Origin of the sequence: Streptomyces sp. NPDC048291 (assembly GCF_043201715.1) — a bacterium.
GTDB lineage: Bacteria > Actinomycetota > Actinomycetes > Streptomycetales > Streptomycetaceae > Streptomyces.
On the sequence record NZ_JBICZC010000019.1, the window covers coordinates 138,428 to 156,276 of the forward strand.

General features: G+C 71.8%; 9 protein-coding genes and 3 tRNA genes. 5 read left to right on the forward strand and 7 right to left on the reverse strand.

Going from position 1 to position 17,849, the window contains the following annotated elements; genetic code table 11:
* Positions 1 to 214 precede the first annotated feature (214 nt).
* Positions 215 to 291 (reverse strand) — tRNA-Thr (locus ACGF5O_RS42345).
* A gap of 867 nt (positions 292 to 1,158) precedes the next feature.
* Between ACGF5O_RS42345 and ACGF5O_RS42350 the strand changes: the two genes are divergently transcribed.
* The 5 genes from ACGF5O_RS42350 (at position 1,159) to ACGF5O_RS42370 (ending at position 7,339) form a co-directional block, all read left to right on the forward strand.
* Positions 1,159 to 3,903, forward strand: a complete 2,745-nt coding sequence (locus tag ACGF5O_RS42350) for an AAA family ATPase (RefSeq protein WP_393815367.1) — start codon at positions 1,159 to 1,161, stop codon at positions 3,901 to 3,903.
* Positions 3,904 to 3,998: 95 nt separating this feature from the next.
* Complete coding sequence (locus ACGF5O_RS42355) at positions 3,999 to 4,823, forward strand: alpha/beta fold hydrolase (RefSeq protein ID WP_393815270.1); 825 nt, start codon at positions 3,999 to 4,001, stop codon at positions 4,821 to 4,823.
* A gap of 19 nt (positions 4,824 to 4,842) precedes the next feature.
* Positions 4,843 to 5,667, forward strand: coding sequence for an alpha/beta fold hydrolase (locus tag ACGF5O_RS42360; RefSeq protein WP_393815271.1), 825 nt, complete (start codon positions 4,843 to 4,845; stop codon positions 5,665 to 5,667).
* 19 nt (positions 5,668 to 5,686) lie between these two features.
* A complete protein-coding gene (locus ACGF5O_RS42365) occupies positions 5,687 to 6,484 on the forward strand; it encodes an alpha/beta hydrolase (RefSeq protein ID WP_393815272.1) in 798 nt (265 codons plus the stop codon).
* A 63-nt stretch (positions 6,485 to 6,547) separates the two neighbouring features.
* Complete coding sequence (locus ACGF5O_RS42370) at positions 6,548 to 7,339, forward strand: MBL fold metallo-hydrolase (RefSeq protein WP_393815273.1); 792 nt, start codon at positions 6,548 to 6,550, stop codon at positions 7,337 to 7,339.
* A gap of 354 nt (positions 7,340 to 7,693) precedes the next feature.
* Here ACGF5O_RS42370 and ACGF5O_RS42375 read toward each other — a convergent pair.
* The 6 genes from ACGF5O_RS42375 to topA all read right to left on the reverse strand — a co-directional run bounded on the left by ACGF5O_RS42375 (position 7,694) and on the right by topA (position 17,656).
* A tRNA-Thr gene (locus tag ACGF5O_RS42375) sits at positions 7,694 to 7,785 on the reverse strand.
* 85 nt (positions 7,786 to 7,870) lie between these two features.
* Positions 7,871 to 7,947: transfer RNA gene (locus ACGF5O_RS42380), tRNA-Thr, on the reverse strand.
* 107 nt (positions 7,948 to 8,054) lie between these two features.
* Positions 8,055 to 9,677 (reverse strand): alpha/beta hydrolase, encoded by a 1,623-nt coding sequence (locus ACGF5O_RS42385; protein WP_393815274.1) that lies wholly within the window; start codon positions 9,675 to 9,677, stop codon positions 8,055 to 8,057.
* A 149-nt stretch (positions 9,678 to 9,826) separates the two neighbouring features.
* Positions 9,827 to 11,032, reverse strand: a complete 1,206-nt coding sequence (locus ACGF5O_RS42390; protein WP_393815275.1) for a DNA polymerase III subunit delta' — start codon at positions 11,030 to 11,032, stop codon at positions 9,827 to 9,829.
* A 273-nt stretch (positions 11,033 to 11,305) separates the two neighbouring features.
* Positions 11,306 to 14,623 (reverse strand): dTMP kinase, encoded by a 3,318-nt coding sequence (gene tmk, locus ACGF5O_RS42395; RefSeq protein ID WP_393815276.1) that lies wholly within the window; start codon positions 14,621 to 14,623, stop codon positions 11,306 to 11,308.
* Between the two features lie 192 nt (positions 14,624 to 14,815).
* A complete protein-coding gene (topA, locus tag ACGF5O_RS42400) occupies positions 14,816 to 17,656 on the reverse strand; it encodes a type I DNA topoisomerase (RefSeq protein WP_393815277.1) in 2,841 nt (946 codons plus the stop codon).
* Between the last annotated feature and the right edge of the window lie 193 nt (positions 17,657 to 17,849).

Genomic DNA, 17,849 nt, shown 5'->3' on the forward strand with positions numbered 1-17,849 from the left:
CGACACCGACCGAACCACGAAGCAGGCGAAGCCCGAGGGGAAGAACCAACCTCGCCGGGGGGCGGCGTGCCGATCTCGAAGCCGCCGCGCCCGCTGAACTACTGTTCGCCACACGCCGGGTAGACCCGGCCCCCTCTACCGACCCCGCTACGGAGAGCCCGTCCGGCAATGAACGAAAAAGCCCAGCTCAGACACCGTCTGAGCTGGGCTTCAGTGGAGCCGCTTTCGGGATTCGAACCCGAGACCTACGCATTACGAGAACGCAAGATCATTGCCCCGGCGTTCCCTGGCCTCCCCCGTTTCCCCCGTCTGTGCAGGTCAGCTTGTATGCGCCCATCCCAGACGCGGTGATCGTTCACGGGGTTTCACTGTCCTTCCGGACCCATCCCGGACCCAGGGATGTGCTGTCGGCAGGCCGACCGGGCCCCAGCCGGGTAGGACTCCAGCTCAGGCCGGGCGGCAAAGGCGCGTCCAGCACAGAGACCTTGCGACGCGAAGAGGCCCTATCCTGCCGTCCTGGCGCGGCCTGCGGAACCGCCGTCGCGATTGCGGCAGTCCGCGCCTCGTCGCCCCGAGCGCGTCACCTCGGCCGTGCGGGCGCCGCCGCATTCGGTGCGCGCCGGTTGAAGACCCCTACCCCCTGGGAGTGAGTGGCTCCGAGTACCCGCCCCGCGTCGCGGAGCCAAGAGTTCGCCTTCTGGAACGGCGCGAAGTTGTCGTTGGAGATGATGACGCCGCCGACTTCCTCGGCGATGCTGATCACCAGCGCGTCGCCCCGGCCCTCAGTCCCGGCTGGGGGCTGCACCACCTTCCCGTCTACCTCACCGGCATACGACCCCAGTACGCAAGGCGTGTGCGCCGGCTGCTGCCCTGACCCCGAACCCGGCTCCGCCGGGGTCGAGCGAAGCGACGACGTGTATCGGAGTTCGAGATCGATACGACGTCGCTGCACATCGGCGGGGTCACAGCCTGGTCCGGCCGATGGAGGAGCAGCGAGAAAGCGGAGGGGGGAATATGAGTTATGAAAGTCTCATGCAAGTTCGGGGGAGCATATGCAGGATGGGCAGCACCAGCGGAGGGTGCGGGAGCAGTGTGTACGTGGGGGGACCGCGTTGCCGTTGACCTTGCCACCCGACCTTTCTGAAAGGTGTCGGTGTGATGCTCAAGGGGCGGGTCAGGGAACGTGAGGCCCTTGACCGGATTGTCGCGGATCTGCGCGAGGGATTGAGCGGTGTCGTTCTCCTTCGTGGTGACGCCGGCATTGGTAAGACCGCCTTGCTGGATCATGCGGCCGCGGAGGCAGCCGACCTGCGCGTTCTGCGGGTGGCGGGGGTGGATGCGGAGTCTGGGTTTCCGTTCGCGGCGCTGCACCGACTGCTCGTGCCGTTCCTGGACGATCTCAAGGAGCCCGGGGCGTTGCCTGAGACCCAGCGCGCGGCGCTGAGGGTGGCGTGTGGGCTCGCCGACGATCGGTCCGCTGACCCGTTCCTGGTGGGTCTCGCGACGCTCACGCTCCTTGCGGAGGCCGCGAAGCAGCGGCCTGTGCTGGCCTGCGTCGATGACGCCCAATGGCTCGACGAGGAGTCCTTCGGTGTGCTCGCCTTCGTGGGCCGGCGGGTGCACGCCGAGGGCGTGGGCCTGCTGTTCGCCGCGCGGACCGGTTTCCACGTGCCTCCGGGCCTTTCACACACCGAAGTCGCCGGCCTGGAGGACGAGTTCGCTCTGGAACTGCTGCGGGAGACCGTCCCCGGACAGCTCGACGCCCGTGTCGCGGCGCGCATCGTGGCCGCCACGGCCGGGAACCCGCTGGCGCTGGCTGACCTGGGGCAGGAGCTGTCCGCGGACCAGCTCGCCGGAGGGCTGGCGCTGCCCGAACCGCTGCCGGTGGGCGGCAGGTTGGAGGCACACTACCTCCAGCAGGTCCGCGAGCTGCCGGAGCCGACGCAGACCTGGCTGCTGCTCGCCGCCGCCGAGCCGGGTGGCGACCTCGGCTACCTCACGAGCGCCGCGGGCCGGCTCGGGATCGCGACGGAGGCTTCCGGCCCGGCCGAAGCCGCGCGTCTGGTGGTGCTGCGCGCTGCCGCGGAGTTCCGCCATCCGCTGGTGCGGTCGGCTGTGTACAGCGGCGCCACCAGCGTCGAGCGAAGGCGGGCGCATCGCGCGCTGGCGGAGGTCACCGACCGCCCGGCCGACAGCGACCGGCGGGCCTGGCATCTCGCCGCGGCCGCGATCGGGTCGGACGCCGCCGTCGCCGCGGAAGTGGAACGTGTGGCCGACCGGGCGGGCGCCCGGGGCGGTTACGCCGCGCGCGCCACGTTCCTGACCCGGGCAGCCGAGCTGACGCCAGAAGGCGAGGTGCGAGCAGGGCGACTGCTGGCAGCCGCCGAGGCGGCGCTTCGGTCCGGTGCGCCGCTTCAGGCGGAGTCGCTGCTGGACGGCATCGACGCGGAGCTGCTCGGCGACGCCGGCCAGGGCCGGGCGCTATTGGTCCGGGCGACCACGGCCATCGCACTGGGCCGCGCGGATTCGTTCGCGCACGCGCCGGCGCTGTGCGTGCGCGCCGCCCAGTTCCTCTCCGACGGCGCTCCGGACCTGGCTCGTGAGGCGCTCCTGAGGGCGATCGACCGCACCATCACCGCCGAGCATCTGATGCGGGACACGACGCCGGCCGAGATCGCCCGGGCCATGGAGACGCTGGTGCCGCGCACCGGTGAGGCGAGCGGCGTCGACCTCGTGCTGCGCGGCTTCGCGGCCCTGGCCACCGACGGCTACGAACGCGCCGTACCCCATCTGCGGCGGGCCTGCGCCGTGGTACTGGACCCGGACACCCCCGAGGAGGAGGTGCTGCGCGGCTATCTGCCCGCCATCACCATGTCGATGATCCTGTGGGACGAGCGGACGCACACCGCCGTCATCGAGCGGGCGGCTGACGTCGCCCGGCGGACCGGCGCCCTCTGGCAGCTGGACACCGCCCTCTACTGCGCCACGATGTTCGAGACCAATCTCGGCGAGCTGGCCGCTGCCGACGACCTGTTGGCCGAGGGGCATCACATTCGTGCTGCAATCGGCGCGAACGACGACGTGTGGGCCATCTACCGGCATCCCGAACTGCTCGCCTGGCACGGCGAGCACGAGGATCTGGACACCGTCCTGCGCGGATCGATGCAGGCCGGTACCTGGCTCGGCAGCGGCGCGGTCGAGTCGATCGCCCGCATCGGCATGATGGTGCTGGCCCTCAGCCGCGGCGACTACGCCGAGGCACGCACCATCGGACACGAACTGATCGAGCACGACGTGCTCGGAGTGCATTCCCGGCTGCTCCCTCACCTCGTCGAGGCGGCCGTTCGCTGCGGCGACCGGGTCCTCGCCACGACCACACTGGGCACACTGGCCTCCCGGGCGACGGCCTCCGGCACGCCCTGGGCCCTGGGCCTGCTGGCCCGCTCGAGCGCGCTGCTCGCAGCCGTCGGCGACGCCGAGCCACTGTACCGTGAGGCGATCACCCTGCTCGCGGGCACCAGAGCGCGCTCCGATCTCGCGGTCGCCCACCTGCTGTACGGCGAGTGGCTGCGTCGCCGCAAGCGCCGCAAGGACGCCCGCGTGCACCTGAGCACAGCCGTCGCGATGTTCGACGCCATGCGGGCCGCGGGATACGCGGCGCGCGCCGCCCAGGAACTTGCCGCCACGGGGGCGCACCCCCAGCGCGGGACGGCCGGGCCGACTAACACGCTCACCCCGCAGGAACACCAGATCTCCCGCCTCGCCAAGAGCGGCGCGACCAACGCCGAGATCGCCGCCCAGCTTTACATCAGCGCCAGCACCGTCGACTACCACCTGCGGAAGATCTTCCGGAAGCTCGACGTGACGTCCCGGCGGCAACTCAACCAGGCCCTGGACGACTGAGCCCGGTCACGACTACGCGCTCCACGGGATTCGAGCACCGTCCGTCCTCGCCGACGCTGGGGCGACCGGAAAGATCCTGCAGACGGGAGCATTCCATGCCGTACGTCACCGCAAGCGACGGAGCGCAGATCTACTACAAGGACTGGGGCACGGGCCGGCCGGTCGTGCTCAGCCACGGCTGGCCGCTGAACTCGGACAGCTGGGAGGCACAGCAGCTGTTCCTCGCCTCGAACGGCTTCCGCGCCATCGCCCACGACCGCCGCGGGCACGGCCGGTCCCCCCAGACCTGGCACGGCAACGAGATGAACACCTACGCCGACGACCTCGCCACCCTCATCGACACGCTCGACCTGCGCGACGTGACCCTCGTCGGCTTCTCCACCGGCGGCGGCGAAGTCGCCCGCTACATCGGGCGGCACGGCACCGCCCGTATCGCGCAGCTCGTGCTGGTCTCCGCCGTACCGCCCTTCATGCTCAAGACCGACGACAACCCCGCGGGCGTACCGATCGAGGTGTTCGACGCGATCCGCGCCGGGTCGCTCGCCGACCGCTCGCAGCTGTACCGGGACCTGGCGGACGGACCGTTCTTCGGCCACAACCGACCCGGCGCCGACGTCTCCCAGGGCATCCGGGACGCGTTCTGGCGCCAGGGCCTGCAGGCCGGGCACCGAGGCGCATACGAGTGCGTGGCGGCCTTCTCGGCCACCGACTTCCGCGCCGACCTGGACGCCGTCGACGTACCCACGCTGGTCATCCACGGCGACGACGACCAGGTCGTGCCCTTCGAGGTGGGCGGCAAGGCGTCGGCGGACCGCGTCAAGAACGCGACGCTGAAGGTCTACCCGGGAGCGCCGCACGGCATCACGGACACGCACAAGGAACAGCTCGGCGCCGACCTGCTGGACTTCCTCAACTCCTGACCACGGAAGGAACCGCCGCATGACTCCCGAAGGTCAGCCGCGCCGTCGCGTTCTCGGCGGCCTGCTCGTGGCGGGAGCGGTCACGCTCGGCGCCGCCCCCGCCTCGGCTTCCGCCCGCTCGGGCGGCGGTACGAAACCGACCGTCGTGCTCGTGCACGGCGTGTTCGCCGACTCCTCCGGCTGGAACGACGTCATCGCCCGGCTGCTGAGGGCCGGGTTCACGGTCATCGCCCCGGCCAACCCGCTGCGCGACCTGGCGGGCGACTCAGCGTACGTATCCAGCGTCATCGACGCCATCTCCGGCCCGGTCATCCTGGTCGGCCACTCCTACGGCGGCGAGGTCATCACCAACGCCGGGCGCGGGCACGCCAACGTCAAGGCACTGGTGTACGTCGGGGCGTTCGCGCCTGACGAGGGCGAGAGCGCGCTGCAACTGGCTGGCATGTTCCCGGGCAGCAAACTGCCGGACGCACTGGTGACCCACCCGTTCCCGCTGCCCGACGGCACGACCGGCACGGACGGCTACATCGACCCGGCGAAGTTCCACGAGGTCTTCGCCAAGGACCTGCCGACCTCCGTGACGCGGCTCATGGCGGCCACCCAGCGCCCCGGCAGCGTAGGGGGACTGGCGTCCGCCAGCGGCGTGCCGGCCTGGAAGAGCCTGCCGTCCTGGTACGTGATCCCCTCCGCAGACAACGTCATCCCGGCCGCAGTGCAACGCTTCATGGCCAAGCGCGCCGGGAGCACGACCGTCGAGGTGAAGGGCTCCTCCCACGTCGTGATGATGTCCCACCCCGACGCCGTCGTCCGCCAGATCCTGGCCGCTCACGCCGCCACCCGTTGACGCCCGGGAAGGAACACCGATGACCGCACCGGACACCATCGTCCTGATCCACGGCTTCTGGGTGACGCCACGCAGCTGGGAGCACTGGATCGACCGCTACGAGAAGCAGGGCTACCGCGTGCTCGCGCCCGCCTACCCCGGCTTCGAGGTCGAGGTCGAGTCCCTGAACGCCGACCCGACCCCGATCGAGAAGGTCACTGCCCCGCAGATCATCGAAAGCCTGGCGAACGTGATCCGCGGGCTCGACAAGCCGCCCATACTGATCGGCCACTCGGCGGGCGGGGCGTTCACCCAGGTCCTGCTCGACCACGGCTTCGGCGCGGCGGGAGTGGCCATCAACTCCGCGCCCACCGAAGGCGTGAAGGTGGTCCCGCTGAGCCAGGTGAAGGCCACCTTCCCCGTGCTGAAGAACCCCGCCAACCACCACAAGGCGGTCGGCCTCAGCCATGAGCAGTGGCACTACGCCTTCACCAACACCTTCTCCGAAGACGAGTCCCGGGCGCTCTACGAGCGTTACGCCATCCCCGCGTCGGGCCGCATCCTGTGGAACAGCGTGCTGGCCAACCTCCAGCCCGGCCATCAGGACGTCTGGGTGAACTACCACAACGACGACCGCGCACCGCTGCTGTTCCTCTCCGGCGAGCTGGACCATCTCATGCCGCCCCAGGTCCAGCAGTCCAATGCCAAGCACTACATGTCGAACACCGTCACGGAGGTCAAGGTGTATCCGGGGCAGCCGCACCTGATGCCGGCCTCACCGGGCTGGGAGGAGGTCGCGGACCACGCACTGTCGTGGGCCCTGTCGCAGGCCCGGTAGCCACCAGCACGCCCGGGACGGCGGCCCTGCCCGCCGTCCCGGGCCATCGGAAGGGATCACCGCATGACCGACGTCCGCGTCACCCACATCGGCGGCCCGACCACACTGATCGAGGTCGGCGGCTGGCGGCTGCTGACCGATCCGACATTCGATCCGCCGGGGCGCCGCTACTCGTTCGGCTGGGGAACCTCCTCCCGCAAGACGTCCGGCCCCGCCCTCGCCGCCGCGGACCTGCCGCCGGTCGACGCCGTCCTGCTCACCCACGACCACCACGGCGACAACCTCGACTCGGCCGGGCGCTCCCTGCTGCCGACCGCGGACGTCGTACTCACCACACCGTCCGGAGCACGACGACTCAGCGGCAATGCCCGTGGCCTCGCACCCTGGTCGAGCACACGCCTGCAGGCCCCAGGACGCACGACGATCGATGTCACCGCGACCCCCGCCCGCCACGGACCGCCGCTGTCCCGGCCGATCACCGGGGACGTCACCGGCTTCGCGCTCCACTGGACGGGGCAAGAACACGGGGCGCTGTGGATCTCCGGAGACACCGTCCTCTACGACGGCGTACGACACATCGCCCGTCGCCTGAACGTGGGCACCGCCCTGTTGCACATGGGCGGCGTACGCTTTCCCCTGACGGGTCCGATCCGCTACACCATGACGGCCACTCAAGCTGTCGAACTATGCCGTCTGCTCACTCCGCGAACCGCCTTCCCCATCCACTACGAGGGCTGGCACCACTTCCGCGAGAACCGTGAAGCCATCGAACGGCACCTGGCCTCGGCCCCGGCCGAGATCCGGGACCGCTTCTGCTGGCTGCCTGCCGGAACGGGCATTGACGTCAGCGTGTGACGGTGCCGGTCAGTTCTGATGAAAAACAATCCCCGCGCCGAGGACCCTGACGACCTTGTTCACACCGCCCGCCTGCCGCTGTCGACCTCTACCCTGAACTACTCCGCCGACCTGATACGCAGCCACCTGAAGAAGATCGGCTCCCGGTGGCGGACCCTGGCCGCCGGGAGAATCGCCGCCATCGTGCTGGCGGTGCTGCGCTGTGACCAGCAGCCCGGCGACCTGGCCGGCGGCAACGAGATACACCGCACCACCGTCACCCGCTGGGTGCGGGAAGTCGTCGTCCTGCTGGCAGCCCGCGCCCCCCGACCGGTAAAAGGCCAGTTCAGTGGGGGCCTCGCTGGCCTTCCTCGGCTCCGCTTCCGGGATTCGAACCCGAGACTTACGCATTACAAATGCGTAAGCCACTCCGGTCCCGTCTTGGACCCATCCAGCCCTCGAGCGGGCCTCGCAGGGGCAGTGGTATAGACCGCGAATCAATCAAAGAAATGAGAAAAGCCCAGGTCAGATGGGGTCCAACCTGGCTTTCCATGGAGCCGCTTTCGGGATTCGAACCCGAGACCTACGCATTACGAGTGCGTTGCTCTGGCCATCTGAGCTAAAGCGGCGCGTCGCCCGCACTATGGTGCGATCAGCGACTTCGGTAAGTCTACACAGTTTCCGGGGGTGCTCCGTACACGCCCCGGAGCAGGGGCTCCGGGGCCCGGCGCAGGGGTTATGAGCAGCGCTTTCCCTCTGCCGGCGGGGTGCCGTGGAGGAGGTAGGTGTTGATCGCGGAGTCGATGCAGGTGCTGCCCCGGCCGTAGGCGGTGTGGCCGTCGCCGACGTACGTGAGGAGGCGGCCCGAGGAGAGCTGGCGGGCCAGGGACTGCGCCCAGGGGTAGGGGGTCGCCGGGTCGCGGGTGGTGCCGACCACGACGATGGGGGCGGCGCCCTTCGCCACGATCCGGTGCGGCTCGCCGGTGGCCCGCACCGGCCAGTACGCGCAGTTCAGCGACGCCCACGCCAGGTTCGGGCCGAACACCGGGGACGCCTTCTCGAACTCGGGCAGCGCCTTCTCGACCCCCTCGGGGCTGGTGAAGGCGGGCGGCAGGTCCAGGCAGTTCACCGCGGCGTTGGCGAACATCAGGTTCGAGTAGCGGCCGTCGGCGTCCCGCTCGTAGTAGCTGTCGGAGAGGGCGAGCAGACCCGCGCCGTCGTTGTCCTTCATCGCCGCGTGCAGGGCGTCGCGCAGCTGCTCCCACTCGGCCTGGTCGTACATCGCCGCGATCACGCCGGTCGTCGCGAGGGACTCGGTCAGCTTGCGGCCGTCGGGGTCGCCGGTCGGGACGGGGTGTGCGTCGAGCTTCTTGAAGAAGGTGCTGAGGTTGTCGGCGATCTGCGTCGGGGTGCTGCCCTTGTCGCCGAGCGGGCAGTCGGTGCGCTTCGCGCAGTCCCTGGCGAAGGACTGGAACGCCGTCTCGAAGCCCGCCGTCTGCTGGAGGTTCAGCTCGCGCGCCGACAGGGACGGGTTCATCGCGCCGTCCAGGACCATCCGGCCGACCCGGTCCGGGAAGAGGCCGGCGTAGGTCGCGCCGAGGAAGGTGCCGTAGGACGCCCCGACGTAGTTCAGCTTCGGGTCGCCGAGGACCGCCCGCAGGATGTCCATGTCCCGCGCCGAGTCGACGGTGGAGACATGGCGCAGCAGCTGGGCCGAATGCTTCCCGCAGGCCTCCGCGAACGTCTTGAACTCCTCGACCAGCCGGTCCGTCTCCTGCTGGTCGTCGGGGGTCATGTCGGTCTCGGTGAACGTGTCCATCTGCGGCCCGTCCAGGCACTCGACGGGCTCGCTGCGGGCGACTCCGCGCGGGTCCACGGCGACCATGTCGTAGCGCGCCCGCACCTCGGCGGGGTAGCCGATGCCCGCGTACTGCTGGAGGTAGTCCACCGCCGAGCCGCCGGGTCCGCCGGGGTTGACCAGCAGTGATCCCAGCGGTTTCGCCTTGCCTGTGGCCTTCTTGCGGGCGACCGCCAGCCGGACGTCACCCGCGCCGGGCTCGGCGTAGTCCAGCGGGGCCTTCATCGTCGAGCACTGGAAACCGGGGACGCCGCAGTCGCGCCAGGTGAGCTTCTGGTCGTAGTACGGCGCCAGCGCGGACGGTGTCGAGCGGGGCAGCGCGGCCAGCTGGGCGGTGCCGGCCGACGCGGACGTGGACGCCGACGTCGCCGTCGACGCGCTCCCCGCGGAGGAGCACGCGGAGGCGAGCAGGGCGGCGGCCGAGAGCAGGGCGGCCGCCATGGTCCGGGTGCGGGCCCGGGGTCGAATTCGGTGCTGGCGGGGGATTCGCCTGATGTGCATCAATCGAGCGTAACGCCGAGAAATGATCTCCGTGCGGTGCGTGGTGACTGTGGCTCGTACGGGTGACCCCGGTCAACGCCGTGCACGCCAAAGGCGCCGGAGGCCGCCGGAGGTCCGGGGGGCGCCTCCGGATGCCGCCGGATGCGCCGTCAGCCCGCTCTGAGGGCCATCGTCATCGCCTCCACCGCCAGCAGCGGCGCCACGTTGCGGTCCAGGGCCCCCCGGCAGGCGGCGATCGCCTCGATCCGGCGCAGTGTGGCCTCGGGCGAGCCGGCGCGGGCGAGCCGCTCCAGGGAGTCCTCGGCGTCCGCGTTGGCGATAGCGACCCTGGAGCCCAGCTGGAGCGCGAGGACGTCGCGGTAGAAGCCGGTCAGGTCGGTGAGGGCGACGTCGAGACTGTCGCGCTGGGTCCTGGTGCGGCGGCGCTTCTGCATCTCCTCCAGGTCCTTCATCACGCCCGCCGTACCCCGCGGAAGGCGACCGCCCTGGGCCGCGCCGAGCGCCGCCTTCAGCTCCTCGGTCTCCTTGCCGTCCATCTCCTCGGCGAGCTGCTTGGCGTCCTCCGCCGCAGCGTCCACCAGCTCCTGGGCGGCCTTCAGGCACGCGCCGACCTCGTCCAGCCGCAACGGCAGCTTCAGCACGGCCGCGCGGCGCTCGCGGGCGGCCGGGTCGGTGGCCAGCCGGCGGGCCCGGTCGACGTGCCCCTGGGTGGCACGGGCCGCGGCCGCGGCGGCCTGCGGCTCGACGCCCTCGCGCCGGACGAGCATGTCGGCGACCGCGTCCACCGAGGGCGTGCGCAGGTTCAGGTGGCGGCAGCGGGAGCGGATGGTGGGCAGCACGTCCTCCAGCGAGGGCGCGCAGAGCAGCCAGACCGTGCGGGGGGCGGGCTCCTCGACTGCCTTGAGGACGGCGTTGGCCGACTTCTCGTTCAGCCGCTCGGCGTCCTCGACCAGGATGATCTGCCAGCGGCCGGTCGCCGGGGCCGTGTACGACTTGCGGACCGTGTCGCGCATGTCCCTGACCAGGATCTCGGCGCCGACGGCGGCGACCGTGGCGACGTCCGCGTGGGTGCCGACCAGCGCGGTGTGACATCCGTCGCAGAAGCCGCAGCCGGGGACACCGCCCAGGGCGCGGTCGGGGCTCACGCACTGGAGAGCGGCGGCGAAGGCCCGCGCCGTCCGGTTGCGGCCGGCGCCGGGCGGGCCGGTGAACAGCCAGGCGTGCGTCATCTTCGACGACTCGGGCGGCGGCTGGCCGGTCGCGGCGGCGGTGACCAGGGCGTCGGCGTCCCGGGCGGCGGCGGTGAGCACCTCACTCACCCGCTCCTGCCCGACCAGGTCGTCCCACACGGTCATGGGTCACGCCGCCCTTTCGTCACATGTGCCGAATACGTACCGGTTCACATGTACCGGTTCATTTGTGCCGGTACGAGGATCCGGGCCCGGGCCCGTCGGTCTCCGTGGGCCGAAGTCCGCCGGGTCCGTGGTCCGGCCCTCACAGGCCGGTTCCGTGATCCGGATTCCACGGGCCGGATCAGTGCTCCGGCCTCCATTGTGCGGGTGCCCACTGACAACGGGGGGCGGCGCCGGCCGGCATCCCCGACCCGCACCGCCCCCGCGGCAGAACCCTCAGCCGCGCCGGCCGCGGCCCCGGCGGCCCCGCTCGTCGTCGTGGTCCGGCTCCTCGTACGACCCCAGCAGCTCGTCCGCCAGCGACGGCAGGTCGTCCAGCGGGGTCTCCTCGGCCCAGTCGGGCCGGGGGCGCCGGCGCCGGGCCGAGCCGTCGGTGCCTGCGTCCGCGTCGACCTGGGGCATCTCGCGGGTGCGGCTCTCGGAGCCGTCGGGGTTCCCGCCCGCCCGCTCGTCCCGGAAGAAGCCGGGCGGCATCCGGTCCGCCGGGGCGTCGGCGGGAGCACCGGCGTCGTCGCGCACGGAAGGCAGCACCGCGGTCTCGTCCGCCGCTCGCGGCGGCACCGGCGGCAGTACGGCCGTCTCGTCGGCGGCGCCCACGGGAGGCAGCACCGCCGTCTCGTCGGCGGCGCCCGGCGTCACCGGCGCCAGGACCGCCGTCTCGTCGGCCGCGCCCACGGGCCGCACCGGCGGCTGCGGCAGCTCCGCCGTCACCTCGGCGTCGGACTCCGTGGCGGACTCCCGGGGAGCGGGCGCCCGCTCGTCGCGCACCGGGCGCAGCACCTTCGTCTCGTCGTCCCGGGCCTCCGGCTTGCCGTGCCCTGCCGCTGCCTCCGGCTTCACCACCGGCGTCGGCATGGTCGTCGCCTCCGGGGTGACGCCGGGAGCCGTCGGCGGGCGGGTGGCGGACTGCTGGGCGGCCACGTCGGCCGCTGCCGCCGCCTCCGCCGCGGCGCGCCGCGCCTGCTCGGCCTTGAGCAGGGCCTCCTCGGCCTTGCGCTGCTTCTCCAGGCGCCGTTCCTCGGCCTCGGCACGCAGCCGGGCCTCCTCCTCGGCCTGCCTGCGGCGCTGTTCCTCCTCGGCCTTGCGGCGGGCCTCGGCCTCCGCGCGGGTCTTCTCCTCGGCGAGCAGCCGGGCCTGCTCCTCCTCGGCCCGCCTGCGCGCCTCCTCGGCCCGCAGCCGGGCCTCCTCCGCCTGCCGTTCGGCCTCGCGGCGCTGCGCCTCCTCCAGCTCGCGGCGCTTGCGCTCCTCCTCCTCGGCACGGAGCTTGGCGAGCTGCTCCTGGCGCTCGCGCTCCAGGCGCTCCTCCTCGGCCTTGCGCGCGGCCTCTTCCTCGGCCTTGCGGCGGGCCTCCTCCTCGGCCTTCTTGCGCGCCTCCTCGGCGGCCTTGACCTCGGCCTCGGAGAGCGGCAGCACGGTGTCGAGCCGGGCCCGGATGACGGTGGTCACCGACTCGGGCTCCTGGCCGGCGTCGACCACCAGGTAGCGGCCGGGGTCGGAGGCGGCGAGGGTGAGGAATCCGGCCCGTACGCGCGCGTGGAACTCGGCGGGCTCGGACTCCAGCCGGTCGGGCGCCTCGGTGAACCGCTCGCGGGCGGTCTCCGGCTCGACGTCCAGCAGGACGGTCAGGTGCGGGACGAGTCCGGCGGTCGCCCAGCGGTTGATGCGGGCGACCTCGGTCGGGGACAGGTCGCGGCCCGCGCCCTGGTAGGCGACGGAGGAGTCGATGTACCGGTCGGAGATGACGACCGCGCCGCGCTCCAGGGCGGGCCGGACGACGGTGTCGACGTGCTCCGCGCGGTCGGCGGCGTAGAGCAGGGCCTCCGCCCGGTGCGAGAGGCCGGCGGACGAGACGTCGAGGAGGATCGAGCGCAGCCGCTTGCCGACCGGGGTGGCGCCGGGCTCGCGGGTGAGGACGACCTCGTGGCCCTTGGCCCGGATCCACTCGGCGAGGGCCTCGGCCTGGGTGGACTTGCCGGCGCCGTCGCCGCCCTCCAGGGCGATGAAGAAACCGTTGGCCGTGGGGGCCTGCACCGGGTCGTCGCCGCCGAGCAGCGCGTCCCGCAGGTCGTGGCGGAGCGGTACGCCCGCGCGGTCGTCGACCTTGGCGAGCACCAGGGCGGCCACCGGCAGCAGCAGCGCGCCGACCAGCATCAGCGTGAACGCTGCACCGCCGTGCGCGAACACGAACCTGCCGTTCTCCAGGCGGTGCGGTCCGATCAGCGAGGCCACCAGGGGCGCGATCAGCGCGCCGAGCGCCACGGCGACCCGGACCACAGCGTGCAGGTGCTCGGTCGTCCGCGTCCGGCGGGAGTCCTCGGTCTCCTGGTCGAGCAGGGTGTGCCCGGTGTTCGCGGCCACGCCCGCGCCGATGCCGGCCAGCGCGACGATCAGCAGCACGCTGGTGACGTCGGGAACCAGGCCCGCGGCCAGCAGTGCGACGCCGGTGAAGGCGATCGCCAGGAACAGCAGGCGCCGGCGGGAGAGCGTCGGGAGCAGTGCGGGGGCCGTACGGATGCCGACGGCGACGCCGCCGGTCAGGGCGAGCACCAGCAGGCCGTACAGCACCGGGCCGCCGCCCAGGTCCGCGGCGTGCAGCACGGCGACGGCGACGGCGGCGGAGATCGCCCCGGCGACGGCCGCGCAGGCCAGCACCAGGATCGGGATGGCGCCGGTGCGGCCGGTATCGGTGCCGGCGGCGGTCTTGGGGCGGCGCAGGCCCTCCAGCGGCGACCGCGCGCGCGGGGTGCGCGTGCCGGGCACCTCCAGGTAGACCAGGACCGAGAGGGACGCGGCGAACAGGCCCGCCGCCAGGTACGAGCCGAGGGCCGCCTGGTGCTGGGCGAACCAGGCGATGCCGGTGCCCAGCAGGTTGTTGACCAGCGACGCGACGACCAGGGCGGCGGCCGCGACCGGGACCGTCAGGAACGTCGTCCGCAGCGAGAGGCGGCGCAGGGCGTCCAGGTGGTCGGGCAGCGGTCGTACCGTCGCGCCCTCCGGGGGCGGGGCGGGCAGCAGCGCGGGGGCCGCGCTCTCCCGGCAGACGGTCCAGAAGCGCTCGGCGATCCCGGTGACGAAGGCCGTCGCCAGGACGAGCGTCAGGGCGTCCGCCGGGGTCCAGTCGATCCACAGGGGCGCGATGATCAGCAGGACCGTGCGCAGGCCGTCGGCGCCGACCATGGTCCAGCGGCGGTCGAGCGGACCGTCCTGCGCGGTCAGCGTGGTGAGCGGGCCCAGCAGGACCGCGCCGAAGAGCAGGGTGGCGAGAATGCGCACCCCGAAGACGACCGTCACGGCGAGCGCCGCACCGCGGTAGCCGCCGCCGAAGGAGCCCTGGGCGACGGCCGCCTGGAGCGTGAGCACGACAAGGACGAGCAGCGCGAGGCTGTCGCCGATCCCGCTCACGAGCTGGGCGCCCCACAAGCGCCTCAGGTCGGGTCGGCGCAGCAGCGCACGGACGGCGCGCTCGCGGGAATCCGCTACCAGCGCGTCGTCCGGGTCTGTCTGGGGGGCCGTTGGCTGCTCGGCTCGCGTCATGCTTTCAGCCTATCGGCAGCCGCAGACAGCCTGTCGCGACCGTCCACAGGTAGACACGCCCCGACACCAAGTTGATGCCGGGGCGTGCACAATGCGAAGCCGACGTGAGGACCCGAGAGCGCCTCGGCCGTCCCGGGACGGCCGGTTCGGCGACTCCGCGACCGCCGCTCGAAGACGGGCCGACGGGTCGGCTCAGTCCTCTCCGACCGTCTTGGCGGCCGTGGCCTTCTTGGCGGCCGTCTTCTTCGCGGCCGTCGCCGTGGTCGTCTTCTTCGCGGCGGTCTTCTTGGCCGCCGTCTTCTTCGCCGGTGCCGCCTTCTTGGCAGCCGCGGTCTTCTTCGCGGGCGCCTTCTTCGCCGTCTTCTTGGCGGGCGCCTTGGCCCGCTTCTCGGCGAGCAGCTCGTAGCCGCGCTCCGGGGTGATCTCCTCGACGCTGTCGCCGGAGCGCAGGGTCGCGTTGGTCTCCCCGTCGGTGACGTACGGACCGAAGCGGCCGTCCTTCACCACCACCGGCTTCTCGCTGACCGGGTCGGTGCCCAGCTCCTTCAGCGGCGGCTTGGCGGCGGCCCGGCCGCGCTGCTTGGGCTGGGCGTAGATCGCCAGCGCCTCTTCGAGGGTGATCGTGAAGAGCTGGTCCTCGGAGGTGAGCGAACGCGAGTCCGTGCCCTTCTTCAGGTACGGCCCGTAGCGCCCGTTCTGCGCGGTGATCTCCTGGCCCTCGGCGTCGGCGCCGACGACGCGCGGCAGCGACATCAGCTTGAGCGCGTCCGCCAGGGTGACCGTGTCCAGGGACATGGACTTGAAGAGCGAGGCCGTGCGCGGCTTGACCGCGTTCTTGCCGGTCTTCGGGGTGCCCTCGGGGAGCACCTCGGTGACGTACGGGCCGTAGCGGCCGTCACGGGCGATGATCTGGTGGCCGGTCTCCGGGTCGGCGCCCAGCTCGAAGTCGCCGCTCGGCTTGGCGAGCAGCTCCTCCGCGAGCTCGACGGAGAGCTCGTCGGGGGCCAGGTCCTCCGGGACGTCCGCGCGCTGGTGGCCCTCGGAGTCCTTCTCGCCGCGCTCGATGTACGGGCCGTAGCGCCCGACCCGCAGCACGATGCCGTTGCCCACCGGGAACGACGACACCTCGCGCGCGTCGATCGCGCCCAGGTCGGTCACCAGCTCCTTGAGGCCGCCGAGGTGGTCCCCGTCGCCGTTGCCCGCGTCGGCCGCGCCGCCGGTGGCGGTGTCCTCGCCGCCCTCGCCGAAGTAGAAGCGCTTCAGCCACGGCACGGCCTGGGCCTGGCCGGCGGCGATGCGGTCGAGGTCGTCCTCCATCCGGGCGGTGAAGTCGTAGTCGACCAGCCGGCCGAAGTGCTTCTCCAGGAGGTTGACCACGGCGAAGGAGAGGAACGACGGCACGAGGGCCGTGCCCTTCTTGAAGACGTAGCCGCGGTCGAGGATCGTGCCGATGATCGACGCGTACGTCGACGGGCGGCCGATCTCGCGCTCTTCCAGCTCCTTGACCAGCGAGGCCTCGGTGTAGCGGGCCGGGGGCTTGGTGGCGTGCCCGTCGACCGTGATCTCCTCGGCGGACAGCGGGTCGCCCTCGGTGACCTGCGGCAGCCGGCGCTCGCGGTCGTCCAGCTCGGCGTTCGGGTCGTCGGCGCCCTCGACGTAGGCCTTGAGGAAGCCGTGGAAGGTGATCGTCTTGCCGGAGGCGCTGAACTCGACGTCCCGGCCGTCGGCGGCGGCGCCGGCGATCTTGACCGTCACGCTGTTGCCGGTCGCGTCCTTCATCTGGGAGGCGACGGTCCGCTTCCAGATCAGCTCGTAGAGCTTGAACTGGTCGCCGGTGAGACCCGTCTCGGCGGGGGTGCGGAAACGATCTCCCGAGGGGCGGATCGCCTCGTGCGCCTCCTGCGCGTTCTTCACCTTCGCGGCGTACGTCCGCGGCTGGGCCGGCAGGTAGTCGGCGCCGTACAGCTGCGTGACCTGGGCGCGGGCCGCCGCGATGGCGGTCTCGCTCAGCGTCGTGGAGTCCGTACGCATGTACGTGATGTAGCCGTTCTCGTACAGCTTCTGGGCCACCTGCATGGTGGCCTTCGCGCCGAAGCCGAGCTTGCGGCTCGCCTCCTGCTGCAGCGTCGTCGTACGGAACGGGGCGTAGGGCGAGCGGCGGTACGGCTTGGACTCGACCGAGCGGACCGAGAACCGGGTGTTCTCCAGGGCGGCGGCGAGCGCGCGGGCGTTCGCCTCGTCGAGGTGGAGGGTGTTCGCGCTCTTGAGCTGCCCCAGCGAGTCGAAGTCACGGCCCTGGGCGACGCGCTTGCCGTCCACCGCCTGGAGGCGGGCGACCAGCGACGACGGGTCGCTCGGGTCACCGGCCCGGCCGGTCCCGAAGGTGCCGGTCAGGTCCCAGTACTCGGCGGACCGGAACGCGATGCGCTCGCGCTCCCGCTCCACCACGAGCCGGGTCGCCACGGACTGGACACGGCCGGCCGACAGGCGCGGCATGACCTTCTTCCACAGGACCGGCGAGACCTCGTAGCCGTAGAGGCGGTCGAGGATGCGTCGGGTCTCCTGGGCGTCGACGAGCTTCTGGTTGAGCTGGCGCGGGTTGGCGACGGCGGCCCGGATCGCGTCCTTGGTGATCTCGTGGAAGACCATCCGCTTGACGGGGATCTTCGGCTTGAGGACCTCCTGGAGGTGCCAGGCGATGGCCTCGCCCTCGCGGTCCTCATCGGTGGCGAGGAAGAGCTCGTCGGACTCCTTGAGCAGGTCCTTGAGCTTCTTGACCTGCGCCTTCTTGTCGGCGTTGATCACGTAGATGGGCTGGAAGTCGTGCTCGACGTCCACGCCGAGGCGCCGGACCTCGCCGGTGTACTGCTCGGGCACCTCCGCGGCGCCGTTGGGAAGGTCACGGATGTGCCCGACGCTCGCTTCGACGACGTATCCGGGGCCCAGATAGCCCTTGATCGTCTTCGCCTTGGCAGGGGACTCGACGATGACGAGTCGGCGGCCGCCCTGTGCGGTCTCGCTGGTCGGGGACAACTTCGCTCTTCTCTCCGGTCGACGCTGGGGCCTCCCCAGGCCTTGCTCCCGGGGTCGTGGCACGGGCACGGATGCCCGCTCACTTGGTGACGCTGCGGAGTGTGACGGTACATCCCGCCCCCGTGTCAAACGGGAAAAGCCCACAACGGCCACTCGAACGGTAACCCGACTACCGCCATTCCTGCCGCCCGGA

Bases quoted from the DNA above. Each gene is read 5' to 3' on its own strand.
- ACGF5O_RS42350 (WP_393815367.1), top strand. From the start codon at position 1,159: ATGCTCAAGGGGCGGGTCAGGGAACGTGAGGCCCTTGACCGGATTGTC.
- ACGF5O_RS42355 (WP_393815270.1), top strand. From the start codon at position 3,999: ATGCCGTACGTCACCGCAAGCGACGGAGCGCAGATCTACTACAAGGAC.
- ACGF5O_RS42360 (WP_393815271.1), top strand. From the start codon at position 4,843: ATGACTCCCGAAGGTCAGCCGCGCCGTCGCGTTCTCGGCGGCCTGCTC.
- ACGF5O_RS42365 (WP_393815272.1), top strand. From the start codon at position 5,687: ATGACCGCACCGGACACCATCGTCCTGATCCACGGCTTCTGGGTGACG.
- ACGF5O_RS42370 (WP_393815273.1), top strand. From the start codon at position 6,548: ATGACCGACGTCCGCGTCACCCACATCGGCGGCCCGACCACACTGATC.
- ACGF5O_RS42385 (WP_393815274.1), bottom strand. From the start codon at position 9,677: ATGCACATCAGGCGAATCCCCCGCCAGCACCGAATTCGACCCCGGGCC.
- ACGF5O_RS42390 (WP_393815275.1), bottom strand. From the start codon at position 11,032: ATGACCGTGTGGGACGACCTGGTCGGGCAGGAGCGGGTGAGTGAGGTG.
- tmk (WP_393815276.1), bottom strand. From the start codon at position 14,623: ATGACGCGAGCCGAGCAGCCAACGGCCCCCCAGACAGACCCGGACGAC.